At 68.8% G+C, this 12,562-nt stretch carries 11 protein-coding genes; 4 read left to right on the top strand and 7 right to left on the bottom strand.

Features of this window, described 5'->3' with window-relative positions; translation table 11 throughout:
- Positions 1 to 172: 172 nt before the first annotated feature.
- The 4 genes from ACFYRH_RS08515 to ACFYRH_RS08530 are packed head-to-tail and all read right to left on the bottom strand — an operon-like array spanning position 173 to position 3,214.
- A complete protein-coding gene (locus tag ACFYRH_RS08515; protein ID WP_387770185.1) occupies positions 173 to 1,234 on the bottom strand; it encodes an ABC transporter ATP-binding protein in 1,062 nt (353 codons plus the stop codon).
- Positions 1,231 to 2,037 carry an ABC transporter permease gene (locus ACFYRH_RS08520; RefSeq protein WP_387770187.1) on the bottom strand — a complete coding sequence of 269 codons (807 nt, stop codon included), beginning with the start codon at positions 2,035 to 2,037 and terminating at the stop codon, positions 1,231 to 1,233. The genes ACFYRH_RS08515 and ACFYRH_RS08520 overlap by 4 nt, the downstream gene beginning before the upstream one ends.
- Positions 2,034 to 2,819, bottom strand: coding sequence for a molybdate ABC transporter substrate-binding protein (gene modA / locus ACFYRH_RS08525; protein ID WP_387770189.1), 786 nt, complete (start codon positions 2,817 to 2,819; stop codon positions 2,034 to 2,036). Before modA ends, ACFYRH_RS08520 begins: the two co-directional genes overlap by 4 nt.
- Positions 2,819 to 3,214 (bottom strand): molybdopterin-binding protein, encoded by a 396-nt coding sequence (locus tag ACFYRH_RS08530; RefSeq protein WP_387770191.1) that lies wholly within the window; start codon positions 3,212 to 3,214, stop codon positions 2,819 to 2,821. The genes modA and ACFYRH_RS08530 overlap by 1 nt, the downstream gene beginning before the upstream one ends.
- A 99-nt stretch (positions 3,215 to 3,313) precedes the next feature.
- On the opposite strand from ACFYRH_RS08530, the gene ACFYRH_RS08535 reads away from it, so the two are divergent.
- Positions 3,314 to 5,236, top strand: a complete 1,923-nt coding sequence (locus ACFYRH_RS08535; protein ID WP_387770193.1) for an acyl-CoA dehydrogenase — start codon at positions 3,314 to 3,316, stop codon at positions 5,234 to 5,236.
- Entirely contained in the window at positions 5,229 to 5,855 is a 627-nt protein-coding gene (locus ACFYRH_RS08540) for a hypothetical protein (protein WP_387770195.1), read from the top strand. The genes ACFYRH_RS08535 and ACFYRH_RS08540 overlap by 8 nt, the downstream gene beginning before the upstream one ends.
- Before the next feature lie 488 nt (positions 5,856 to 6,343).
- Here ACFYRH_RS08540 and ACFYRH_RS08545 read toward each other — a convergent pair whose 3' ends face one another.
- Positions 6,344 to 8,908 carry a bifunctional FO biosynthesis protein CofGH gene (locus ACFYRH_RS08545; protein WP_387771747.1) on the bottom strand — a complete coding sequence of 855 codons (2,565 nt, stop codon included), beginning with the start codon at positions 8,906 to 8,908 and terminating at the stop codon, positions 6,344 to 6,346.
- Between the two features lie 139 nt (positions 8,909 to 9,047).
- On the opposite strand from ACFYRH_RS08545, the gene ACFYRH_RS08550 reads away from it, so the two are divergent.
- Together ACFYRH_RS08550 and ACFYRH_RS08555 are read left to right on the top strand one after the other, a co-directional pair.
- Entirely contained in the window at positions 9,048 to 9,602 is a 555-nt protein-coding gene (locus ACFYRH_RS08550; RefSeq protein WP_387770197.1) for a TetR/AcrR family transcriptional regulator, read from the top strand.
- A 69-nt stretch (positions 9,603 to 9,671) separates the two neighbouring features.
- On the top strand, positions 9,672 to 11,498 hold the full coding sequence (locus ACFYRH_RS08555) for an FtsX-like permease family protein (RefSeq protein WP_387770200.1): 1,827 nt from the start codon (positions 9,672 to 9,674) through the stop codon (positions 11,496 to 11,498).
- Here ACFYRH_RS08555 and ACFYRH_RS08560 read toward each other — a convergent pair.
- Positions 11,455 to 11,952: a DUF2867 domain-containing protein gene (locus ACFYRH_RS08560; protein WP_387770201.1), complete on the bottom strand. Its 498-nt coding sequence runs from the start codon at positions 11,950 to 11,952 to the stop codon at positions 11,455 to 11,457. The two genes, ACFYRH_RS08555 and ACFYRH_RS08560, sit on opposite strands and share 44 nt — an antisense overlap.
- A 10-nt stretch (positions 11,953 to 11,962) precedes the next feature.
- On the bottom strand, positions 11,963 to 12,493 hold the full coding sequence (locus tag ACFYRH_RS08565) for a TetR/AcrR family transcriptional regulator (RefSeq protein ID WP_387770203.1): 531 nt from the start codon (positions 12,491 to 12,493) through the stop codon (positions 11,963 to 11,965).
- Positions 12,494 to 12,562: the final 69 nt, after the last annotated feature.

The following is a 12,562-nucleotide window of genomic DNA, read 5'->3' on the forward strand; positions in this document are numbered from 1 at the left end:
CTAAACACTCTTCGTTACGCCATCGCGCGTCCTGAGCGTGATTCACCCCGTAACAACATGTCAATCCGTCCCGAACCCATCACAACCCGTAACCCCACCCGAAGTACGTCGTACCCGACCGTCGGTCAGGTGTGCCGCGGAAGGCCGTGCTCTCGGCGGGGGCCACTCCCGGTTACACCGGGTAGGTGTGGACCTCGGTGGCTTTGAGGGTGGCGTGGAGGTGCTGGGCGGGGGAGAGGTGCAGGTCGGCGACCGCGGCGGGGGTGATGTCGGCGAGGAGGTCGGCCGGGCCGGTGGGGGATGCGTCGAGGCGGACTCGAACGGTGTGGGCGTGCTGTTCGATGCCGGTGACAACAGCCGGCCAGGTGTTGCGCGGGCTGCCGGATGGGAGCTCGGGATACAAGCTGACCGCGGTCGGCGGGAACGCGACGTGAACGCCGCCAGTAGCCGGTTCGGCCAAGGTGATCTTGCTGCCGTCGTTCAGCACGACCGTGGTGCCGGAGGCCGTGCCGCGGTAGAGGTTCAGACCGACCAGTTGGGCTACGTAGTCGGTGCGCGGCCGGTGGGCCACCTCAGTGGGTTTGCCTTCCTGGACGACCTGGCCGTTCTCGATGATGACCAGACGGTCGGCGAGAACCATCGCGTCCAGTGGGTCGTGGGTGACCAGGAGAGTGTGGCCCTCGAAGCGGTCCAAGTGCTGGCCGAGCTCCGCGCGGACGTGCAGCGTGGTTCCGGCGTCCAATGCGGCCAACGGCTCGTCCAGCAACAGGAGATCGGGCTCGGTGGCCAGCGCCCGCGCCAGCGCCACGCGTTGAGCCTGCCCGCCGGAGAGGGCTTGAGGTCGCGAACGCGCGTACTCCGACAGACCAACGATCTCCAACCACCGTGCGGCCTGCCGACGGGCGGTGGGCTTGTCGACACCCCGAGCGCGGAGGCCGAAAGCCACGTTCTCCAAGCAGCTCAGGTGGTTGAACAGCAGGTAGTCCTGGAAGACCACACCGATAGGCCGCTGATCAGGAGTGCTGAAGGTACGTGGTGGTTCGTCCCAGACCGTGGAGTCGAGTGCGATCCGTCCACCGTTCAACGCGAGCAGTCCGGCGATCGCACGGAGCGCAGTGGTCTTGCCGGCGCCGTTAGGGCCGAGAAGGGCTACAACCTCACCTGGCTCGACGGTCAGGTCCAGAGACAGGTCGAAGGAGCCCCGACTCACGCGAAGGTCGGCGTACAGGGTCATCGGAGTCCACTGATCCAGCGCTCGCGGAGAGACGCCAGTACGACGACGGACACGAACAGCAGCACCAGACTCAGTATGACGGCCACATCGGGATCAGTCTCCAACGCCAGATAGACAGCCAGCGGCATGGTCGTCGTACGGCCCGGGAAGTTGCCGGCAAATGTGATGGTGGCGCCGAACTCGCCCAATGCGCGTGCCCAGCACAGCACCGTCCCGGCCACGATGCCCGGTGCGATCGACGGGAGCGTCACGCGCCGGAACGTCATCCAGCGACCCGCACCGAGCGTTGCGGCCGCCTCTTCGTACCGCGGGTCGGCGGCGCGCAATGCACCCTCCACGGAGATCACCAGGAACGGCATGGCCACAAAGGCTTCCGCCACGATCACTCCGGCCGTTGTGAACGGCAGGGAGATACCGAACCACGCCTCCAGGTGCTGACCAATCAGACCGCGTCGCCCGAGCACCAGGAGCAGCGCAACGCCACCAACCACGGGCGGCAGCACCAGCGGCACTGTGACGAACGCGCGGATGACATTCCGTCCCGGCAACCCACCACGAGCGAGCAGCCAGGCCAGCGGGACGCCTAGCACCAGGCAGACCGCAGTTGCAGCGGTCGCGCACACCAGCGACAGCCTCAGCGCCTGCCCAACGTCTGCGCTGAACAGCCGGCCCGGCAGCGTCGACCACGGGGCCTTGGCGAGCAGGCCGACCACTGGGACGAGCAGGAACGCCAGGCCGAGCAGTGCGGGCAGCAGCAGTACGAGAGGCAGCCGCCCGCTCGTACTCCTGCCACGACGACTCACGGTGCGGTGAAGCCGGCCGCGGCCAGGACTGCGGTGCCCTTGTCGGACAGCACGTAGTCGACGAACGCCTTGGCGCCATCCGGGTTCGGAGCCTTGGTCAGCGTGGCGATCGGGTACTCGTTGACCGCCTCAGTCGCCTCGGGGAACTCGATCCCCTCGACCTTGCCCTTCGCGGACAGCACATCGGTCTTGTACACCAACGCCGCGTCGACCTCACCCAGGCTGACCTTGGTGAGCGCCGCCTTCACGTCCTGCTCGAGGCTGTCCGGCTTCGCGGTGACTCCGGCCGCCTTGAAGACCTTCTCGGCCGCCGCGCCGCACGGCACCTGCGGTGCACAGATCGCGATCTTCTTGCTCTCGTCGGCGAAGTCCTGAACGCCGGTGATCTTGCCCGGGTTCCCCGTCGGTACGGCGATCTCCAGCGTGTTGGTCACGAACGTCGTCGGCGCGTTCTTGTCCTGCACGTCGGCCATGTTCTTCGGCGCCGCGGAAGCGAACACGTCGGCCGGCGCACCCTCGTTGATCTGCTTCGCGAGCGCCGAACTGCCGGCGAAGTTGAAGTTCACCTTCACCCCCGGGTGTGCGGCTTCGAAGTCCTTGCCCAGCTGGGTGAACGTCCCGGTCAGCGACGCGGCGGCGAACACCTCGACCTTGCCCGACAGGATCGGCGTACCCGAGCTGCTCGGGGAGGACGACGATCCGGCCGAGGCGTCGTCGCCACACCCGGCCAGGGCGAGCGCGGCGACGGCGGCGAGGGCGGCGAACGCGGTACGGCGGAACATCAGGCCTCCGGGATCTCGACGACGACATGGGTGGACTTGATCGACGCGACGGCCACCACGCCGGGCTCCAGCCCGAGCTCGTCGGCGGCCTCACGACTCATCAGCGACACGACGCGGAACGGCCCGGCCTGCATCTCGACCTGGGCCATCACGCCGTCCTTGACCACCCGGGTGACGATCCCGCGCATCCGGTTGCGCGCCGACGCGGCCGTGGTGGTGCCCGGCTCCGGCGACTCCGCCAGCTCCTGGGCGAACGCGGCGAGCGCTTGCCCGTCGACGGCCATCCGGCCGCCCTCCTGTTTCGACGGCAGCCGGCCCTGGTCGATCCAGCGACGCACCGTGTCGTCGCTGACCCCGAGGAGCGCGGCCGCCTCACTGACCCGCAAGTTCGGCACGGAAGACAGCATACTTCCGCAGATACGGATTCATGCCAGCTTTTCCACAGTGACGAAGTAGTGACGGAAAGTGTCCGCGAATCCTCGTAAGTTAAAGGTATGAGCACATCGGGGATGCGGGACTACCTGGACGGGCCGCACAAGGCGGCCCGGGACATCGTGCGGGCCGAGCTGGCCGCGCACGCCGAGATGGCCGACCTGGCGGTGCGGCTGCCTCGGGACGAGTATCGGGACAAGGTCCTCGAGCTGCTGCTGGAGTCGGCGGCCGACGGGCTGCCCGCCCGTGGGTATCCGAAGGAGTACGGCGGCGCGGCAGACCTCGGTGGGTTCATCGCGGGGTTCGAGACACTCGCCTTCGGTGACCTGTCGCTGATGGTCAAGGCGGGCGTGCAGTTCGGTCTGTTCGCCGGCGCGATCCTGCATCTCGGGACCGAGCAGCACCACGAGCGGTATCTCGCGGACGCGATCAGTGGGCGGCTGCTCGGGTGTTTCGCGATGACCGAGACCGGCCACGGGTCGAACGTGCAGGCCCTCGGTACCACGGCGACGTACGACGAGGAGACGGAGGAGTTCGTCGTCCACACGCCGACGCCGGCGGCGCGGAAGGACTACATCGGCAACGCGGCGCGCCACGGGCGGATGGCGGCCGTGTTCGCGCAACTGGTCGTCCGTGGGGAGACCCATGGCGTGCACTGTCTGCTGGTGCCGATCCGCGACGACGACGGTGCGGCGCTGCCCGGTGTGACGCTGTCCGACTGTGGTCCGAAGCTCGGGCTCAACGGTGTCGACAACGGGCGCATCGTGTTCGACCAGGTCCGGGTGCCGCGGGCGGCGCTGCTCGACCGCTACGCGCAGGTCGATGCTGAAGGCAACTACATCAGCCCGATCGAGAACCCGGACCGCCGCTTCTTCACCATGCTCGGGACCCTGGTCCAGGGTCGCGTCTCGGTCGGCGGGGCGGCGATCAACGCCAGCAAGGTCGCCCTGACGATCGCGATCAGGTACGCCGCTCAGCGACGCCAGTTCGGCGCTCCGGGGAGTGCCGACGAGGCACTGCTGCTCGACTACCGGATGCATCAGCGACGACTGCTGCCGTTGCTCGCCCGGACCTACGCACTGCATTTCGCGCAGGCCGAGTTGGTCGACGAGTTCGCCCGCGTGTTCACCGACGACCGTGACGAACACGACCGCCGCGCCCTGGAGGCGCAGGCCGCCGGGACGAAGGCGCTCGGCACGTGGCACGCGACCGAGACGATCCAGACCTGCCGCGAGGCGTGCGGCGGCGCCGGTTACCTGGCGGAGAACCGGCTGGCGACCCTGAAGGCCGACACCGACGTCTTCACCACCTTCGAGGGCGACAACACGGTCCTCCTGCAACTCGTCGCGAAGGGTCTGTTGACGGACTACCGGGAGTCCTTCGGCAAGCTGGACCCTCTCGGAACGGCGCGGTTCGTCACGGCGCAGGCAGTGGAGATCGCGGTCGAGAAGGCGGCCCTGCGGCCGTTGATCGAGCGGCTGCGCGACGCCGTACCGAATCGGAGTGAGGCGGCGGATCCGGATGCGGGGCTGCGGGACGACGACTACGACTCGGGGCTGCTGCGGTTCCGGGAGGAGCACATGCTGTCCGGGGTGGCGCGGCGGTTGAAGGCCGGCATCGATGCGGGCGACGAGCCGTTCGAGGTGTTCAACCGGTGCCAGGATCACGTGATCGCGGCCGGGCGGGCGCATGTCGACCGGGTCGTCCTGGAGGCGTTCCAGTCCGCTGTGCGGAACGCCCCGGCCGAAATCCGGCCGTTGTTGCAGGACGTGTACGACCTGCACGCGCTGGTGACGATCGAGTCCGAACGCGCGTGGTACCTCGAACACGGGCGGCTGTCGCCGGGTCGCTCGAAGGCGATCACGGCGCTGGTCAACGAGCTGTGCGCGACCGTCCGGCCGGCGGCGCTGGACCTCGTCGACGCGTTCGGCGTACCGGGCGCGGCAGTGGAGGTGCCGATGGTTGTACCGTCGCAGCATGAGTGAGCCGATCGAACCCGCGTCGGCCGCCGAGGCCGCCCGTGAACTTGCCCGGGTGTTGCTGGAGCAGGCCGACGCTCTGGACCTGCACGACTTGCGGGCCACCGGCGCGATCGAGAACGTCCGGGTCCAGGCCCGGGCGCTCGCGGACGCCGTCCACGAACGGGGGTGGGGTGACATCTTCCTCGGGATCGACTCCTACGACCCCGACGAACTGGACGACCTGCCCCTCGGGCCGGACGACTTCGACGATCCCGCGGACTACCGGGAGATCGTCGAGGGCAGTGGCCTGGACGACCTCGAGGAGCTCGAGGAGCAGCCGCTGCCGGAGAACGGGGTCCGGCTCAGCTACCAGGCGCGGTACGACTACGTGGTGACCGACCCGGAGGCCTTCGTGCGGTACGTGCGGAGCCGGGCGGACGAGGCCCAGAACGACGAAGTGGTCGACGACATCGAGGACGCGCGGTCCGCGTTCGAGCTGCTGTGCTACCTCGACGGGCTGGGCTCGAAGGATTACGAGTCGTTCGGGCTGATCCCGGGCGGCGGCGAGGAGTCCCACAAGGTCGTCCAGTTCTCCCTCTGGGACCTGGACCCGACCCGCCGCGACGACACCTACCCGTACTAGCCCGTTACGAGCGGCGAGAGCCCCGCCACAAACGGAGCTTCCTCGCTGTACTGGTCCCCAGCAGCACCAGTACAGCGAGGAAGCCTCCAAGAGAAACGCCGACCGTGCCGGGCGTTGGTCGCCACCTCACTGGCGACCAACACCCCACCGACACGGCCGGCGTCCTGCTGTTGCCCCGAGAGGGCATGGCCCGAAGGAGGGTGGCCCGAGTCTCTTTCCGCGGCCGGCAGGGGAGGTACAGTCCGGTCGCGGACGGGAATCCCTGGAACCACCTGGACCCAGTGCCGGCGACCCGTCCGCCGCCGACAACTGAACGTTGTCACGCAGGCCTACTGGCCGGGAACTCCCGGGATCAAACATTTGCATTGCCTTTGAAGTAGGCAACGCTGAGTAAAAGTTCCTTCACTTTCCGTAGAGACGTTGCCTGCTGCAACAAGTACCCGACGGCGGAAATAGTCCGATCCTCAACAACCTTTGGTCGGTGCCGCTCAGGCCAGCTCGAGGGACGGACGGCTGGGGACCTCGCCGTACGTCGTGGTGCGCTGGCGGGCCGGGCGGCCCGCGGCGTCCGCCATCGCGGTGAGCTCGGCGATCGACTTGCGGCTGCCGTGCTTGGAGCCGGCCATCCGGCTGATCGTCTCCTCCATCAGCGTGCCGCCGATGTCGTTCACGCCACCGTTCAGGACCGCGACGCAGCCGTCGACACCGAGCTTCACCCACGAGCACTGGATGTTGTCGATCCGCCCGTGCAACATGATCCGCGCCATCGCGTGCACCGCACGGTTCTCGTCGTACGTCGGACCTGGTCGCGCGACGCCGGCGAGATAGATCGGCGAGTTCTGGTGGATGAACGGGAGCAGCACGAACTCGGTGAACCCACCGGTCCGGTCCTGGACCGCGGCGATCGTGCGCAGGTGCTGGACCCAGTGGTGCGGTGCGTCCACGTGGCCGTACATCATCGTCGAACTGGAGGGCAGACCGACCTTGTGTGCGGTGCTGATCACCTCGATCCAGCTTGCCGTAGGCAACTTTCCCTTGGTGAGGATCCAGCGCACGTCGTCGTCGAGGATCTCCGCCGCGGTGCCCGGGATGCTGTCCAGGCCGGCCTCCTTGACCGAGATCAGGAACTCCTCGATCGACAGGCCGGTGCGGACCGAGCCGTTCACGATCTCCATCGGCGAGTACGCGTGGACGTGCATCTGGGGAACCCGGTCCTTCACCGCGCGGACCAGGTCTGCGTACGCCGTCCCTGGGAGGTCGGGGTGGATCCCGCCCTGCATGCAGACCTCGGTCGCGCCGATCACCCAGGCCTCCTCGGCGCGCTGACCGACCTCGTCCATCGACAGCGAGTAGGCGTCGGCGTCGGTCCGGCGCTGCGCGAACGCGCAGAACCGGCAGCCGGTGTAACAGACGTTGGTGAAGTTGATGTTCCGGTTCACGACGTACGTGACGTCGTCGCCGACCGTTGCCTTACGCAAGTTGTCGGCGATCAGCGCCAGCTCGTCGAGGGCCGGCCCGGTCACGGTCATCAGCGTGAGCGCCTGGGCGTCCGACAGGCCGGCCGGATCCCGCTCCGCAGCGGCCAGCGCGGCCTTGACCTCGGCGGAGATCCGCTCCGGCGCCCCCGCGCCGGAACCGCCCGGAACCGTGCCCGCCTCTGCGTCCGCGTTCCCGCCAGCCTTTGCGTCCGCCGCCTCGGCGGCGCGCCGCGCGGCGACGTCCTCGCGCAGCACGTCCCAGTCGCCGTACGCCGCGTCGAAGTCCGAGCGAGTCTCGGTCCGACGGCCCTCGGCGTCGATCGCCGTGTGCAGGTCGGTCCGCCCCACGCTGTCCCAGCCGCCGTCCGGCTCCTGCCACGGCAGTCCGACCGGCTTGGCGTCCTCGTCGGCCAGGCCGGTCTCCGGGTCGACCAGCGCCTCCACGTGGGAGATCAGCCGCGGGTCGAGCCACGGCTCCCGCAAGTACTCCGGGTGCGTGGTCAGACGCTCGCGCAGGACGAATCCGGCATCGGCGGTGACCTTCGCGAGGTCGTCGATCTGGGGCCACGGGCGTTCCGGGTTCACGTGGTCGGGAGTCAGTGGCGAGACGCCGCCGAAGTCGTCGATCCCCGCCTCGAGGAGGGCGCGGCACTCGGCGAGGTCGACCAGGTTCGGCGGCGCCTGGACGCGCACCCGCGGCCCGAGCACGATCCGGGTGACGGCGATCGCGGCCAGCCACTCCTCCAGCGGAACGTCGGCGTCGTTGCGCATCGCCGTGTCCGGCTTCACGCGGAAACCCTGGATGATCACTTCCTGGATGCCGTTGTACTGGCGGGCGATTTTCCGCAACGCGAAGATCGAGTCGGAACGTTCCGTCAGCGTTTCCCCGATGCCGATCAGCAGTCCGGTCGTGAACGGAACGTTCGACCGGCCGGCGTCCTCCAGCACCCGCAGGCGCACCGCCGGGTCCTTGTCCGGCGACCCGAAGTGCGGCTGGCCCTTCTCCTCGAACAGCCGCCGCGACGTGGTCTCGAGCATCATCCCCATGCTCGGCGCGACCGGCTTCAGCCGCTGCAGGTCCTGCCAGGACATGACGCCGGGGTTCAGGTGCGGCAGCAGGCCGGTCTCCTCGAGGACCCGGATCGCCATCGCCCGGACGTAGTCGAGCGTGCTGTCGTACCCGGCCTCCTCCAACCAGGTCCGCGCCGCGTCCCACCGCTCCTCGGGCGCGTCGCCCAGCGTGAACAGCGCTTCCTTGCAGCCGAGTGCCGCCCCTTGGCGGGCGATCTCCAGCACCTCGTCCGGCGAGAGGTACGGCGCGTGCACCCGGCCAGGCGTGGTCGCGAACGTGCAGTAGTGGCAGCGGTCGCGGCACAACCGGGTGAGCGGGATGAAGACCTTCTTCGAGTACGTGATCACGCCCGGCCGGCCGGCGTCGGCCAGGCCCTGGTCGCGGACGCGGGCCGCGGTCGCCATCAGGGCGGTCAGCGCGTCACCGCGCGCACCGAGCAGCACCTCCGCTTCCGCCACGTCGAGGGTCTTGCCGTCGGCTGCGCGCTTCAGTGCGCGACGCATCGCCGTACTCGGGGTGCTGGTTCCTGCTGCGTTTTCCGAAGGGGCCACGGAATCCGAGCCTAAGCCGCCGAAACCGGTCGATCTCGCGATTCCGGGGACCAAAATCAATCCGTACAGACGTCCTGATAGTTTGCTGTTCGTGCAGGTCAGCCGGGGTGTCGACGGCCGCCGGGTGCGCGGTGAGCAGCGCCGGAGCGAGTTGCTCGCGGCGACGCTGGCCGTGATCGAACGCGACGGAGTCGCAGGTGTCAGCCATCGTGCGGTGGCCGCGCAGGCCGACGTTTCCGTGGCGTCGATCACCTATCACTTTCCGACACTGGACGATCTGCTGGTTTCCGCGTTGCGGTCCGCCGCGGAGGATCTCGCCGTCGAGCTGCACGGCCGGGGGAGTGAGCTCGGCGCGCGTCCTGCCGACGAGCTGGCCCGGCTGATCGAGCACAGCGTCGTACGGCGGCGTGGGCGGACGCTGGCGCTGTACGAGCTGTACCTGTACGCGGCACGGCGGCCGGAACTGCGGGGAACAGCCAGGGCGTGGCTGGAGCCGTTGACGGAAATCGCGCGGACCGTCGCCGGCGATCCGGTGAAGGCACGGCTGCTCGTTGCAGCGCTGGACGGGTTGCTGGTGCAGGCGCTGATCGGTGCGCGCGAGGTGGATCGTGGAGACGTCGCCGCGTTGCTCGAGGTGCTCAGGTAGCGCGCGAGCTACCTACGGCCGGGTGCCGGGGCCAGAGTCAGCCGCGCCCGCAGCCGGTTGGCTGAGCACATGCTGAGGTTGTCTGTCGGGGCGCTGCGGACCAGGTGGCAGTTGTTCGCCGGCGCCGTGGTCGCTGTCGCGCTCGGAGTTGGGCTGGTGCAGTCCGGTCTGCAGATGCTGGCCGCCACCGACCGACCGGTGCTGCCTGCCGGGCTGTCGGCGTACGACCGCGCCAGGGTCCGGGAGGGGTACGTCGGCGCGGCGACGCTGCTCGGGATGTCGGTCATGCTCGCCATGTTTCTGAGCGTGTTCATCGTCAGCACGACGTTCGGGTTCATGACCGTGCAGCGACGCCAGGAGTTCGGACTGTTGCGACTGGTGGGCGCGCAGCGCGGCTATCTCTGCCTCATGGTCGTGACCGAGGCAGGTCTCCTCGGCGTGGTCGGCAGCGTGATCGGCCTGCCGCTCGGTGCGCTCGCGACCTGGGCGCAGTCGTGGTTGTTCATCCAGTTGGGACTGTTGCCGAGCTGGTTCGACGCGCCGTGGGACCGGGGCGCGGTCTGGGCGGCGATGCTGATCGGCGTAGGTACGGCGTTGGCCGGCGTCCTCGCAGCGGCCTGGCGGGCGTCGCGGGTGAACGCGCTGGAGGCAGTCGTCGAGGGGCGCGCGACGCGGCGGGTGATGACGCGATGGCGCTGGTTCTGGGGGCTGTCGGCCGCGTTCTGCACGGTCGTACTGGTGATCGCGGCACAGGCGGCACGGGATCTCGTGGCGGGGTTGATGATCGGTCTCGTCGTGATGATCAGTGGTTCGATGGCGTTGAGCCAGTTGAGTCCGGTCGTCGTACCGCTGGCCGGCCGTCTTCCCGCACTCGTTGTCCGAGGCAACTTGATCGCGGACCTCGCGCGGGCGGGCGTCCTGCACGCGGTACGGCGGAGCGCGGCGACCGCGGCGCCGCTGATCGTGCTCGTCGGACTCGTCATCGGGTTGTGGGGAACGTTCGGTTCGCTGGCGAAAGCGGTCGGGGTCGAGCAGGAACGCTTGATCACGGCGGACGTGGTGGTCGGCCACGCGGTCGCGCCGGGTCCGGACATCGCTGCCGCTTCGGTGCAGACCGCCGTTCCGATCGCCGTCACGAGCGGCAGGAAAACGGTGTACTCCGAGGCGATCGGGATCGATCCGGCGGCGTACCTTCGAACGCACAAGGTGCGGCCGCGGAAAGGGTCGCTGGATCGTCTGACCGGCCGGACGATCGCTGTCGGGCCGGGGATGGCGGCCGAGGGGTACAAGCTCGGGTCGACGCTCGAGGTGGCGCTCGGAAACAGAAAGATCGCCGTGCGCGTCGTGGCGATCATGCCGGAAACACTTGACGTCAGCGAGAACTTCTTCATTCCGCGGCGCCTGCTGCCGGCCGGCGGGCGGACCGAGACACTGGTGAAGCTGGCGCCGGGCGCGACGATGGACGGGCAGCCGGTCGCGGAGTGGGCGGCGGCGCGCGGCGAGGTACAGCAGCGCAGCAACTCGGGGCTGTTCGCCGCGCTGATGGGCCTGGCCGGAATCTTCACCGCGGTCGCGGTCGTCAACGCGGTGGTGATGTCGACGGCTGATCGGCGGCGCGAGTTCACCGTGGCGCGGATGGCCGGGTTGACCCGCGGTCAGGTGGTGGCGGTCGCGTTGGTGGAGTCCGGGACGGTCGTGGTGGTCGGCGTACTGCTCGGCGCGTGTGTCGCCGGCGCGGCGCTGGCCGGGATCGCCGCAGGCCCGTACGGCCTGGCGGCGTTGGCGATTCCGTGGCGGCTGCTCGGGTCGGTCTTCGGTGCGGCCCTGGTGATCGTGGGGCTCGCGGCCGGGCTCACCGCCTATCGCGCCACGTCTCGCCGGCTCGGCACATACTGAGCAGGATCACGTGGTGGAAGGGCCTGATCAGGTTGTAGTAGAACCGTCCGGCGGGGCGCAGGAACTGGATCAGGGTCACGACTTTGAAGGTCGCGGGGCGTTCGTTGTCGGTGAAGAACGCCAGGTACCCGTCGAGGTGGTTGTCGGAAATCTTCAGCACCAGGTAGTGATCCTCCTCGCCGCGCAGGACGGTGAAGAACGCGTTCTTCTCGCCCGGAACGAAGCTCACCGTCTCCGGCCGCAGTTTCCGCGTTTCCGGGATGCCGGTGGTCTCGAGCCGCAGTACCGCCGCCACAGCCATCCGGACGGCGAACAAGGCCTTGACCCACAGCGGACTGTGGCCCAGCGCGCCCGCGATGAACTCCCGCAGCGTCACTTCGCCGTGCGCTGTCTTGACGTCGATCTCGTCCATGATCGGTACCAGATCGTCGAGCTCGTGCAGGGTGGTCGGCATTGCCGCTCCTCTAGTCGATGAGGCGGAGCGTCAGGTCGTAGATCTCCCGCAGCCCCTCGTGGTCGATCGGCGGCAGCACCTGCTCGGCGCCGATCAGAATCAGGTACAGCAACTGCGCGAACCGGTCCGGATCCAGACCCGCGTCCAGCCCACGGCACAACTTCTTCAGGTACTCCGTCCGCGCCACATCCACCCGCTGCTGCGCCGCCCGTACGACGGGATCCTGCAGAGCCCACGCCCGTACGGCGATCTCCAGTGCGGCGTTGTCGGGATCGGCCAGCACCAGCCGCAGCAGGTGCCGGAGCTTGTCACCCGGCCGCCCGCCGTCGGCGTCGACGACATCGATCAGGCGAGTCGTGTACTGCGCCTCGAAGTGCTCGAGCAGCGCGGTCTTGAACCCGCTCGCGCTCTTGAAGTGGTGGTAGTACGAGCCCTTCGTGACCCCGAGCTCAGCCGTCAACCGCTCGATGGTCACCCCCGGCGCCCCCTCGGCCGCCAGCAACCCGAGCCCAGCCTCCAACCACTCCGTCCGTGTCACCACCCTGGGACCATACCATACCGTTTGGTATGGTCTTGAGCCGCCGACGACTGCCGGCCGCCGCGCCGGCCG

This window comes from Kribbella sp. NPDC004875 (genome assembly GCF_042873375.1).
Taxonomy (GTDB): domain Bacteria; phylum Actinomycetota; class Actinomycetes; order Propionibacteriales; family Kribbellaceae; genus Kribbella.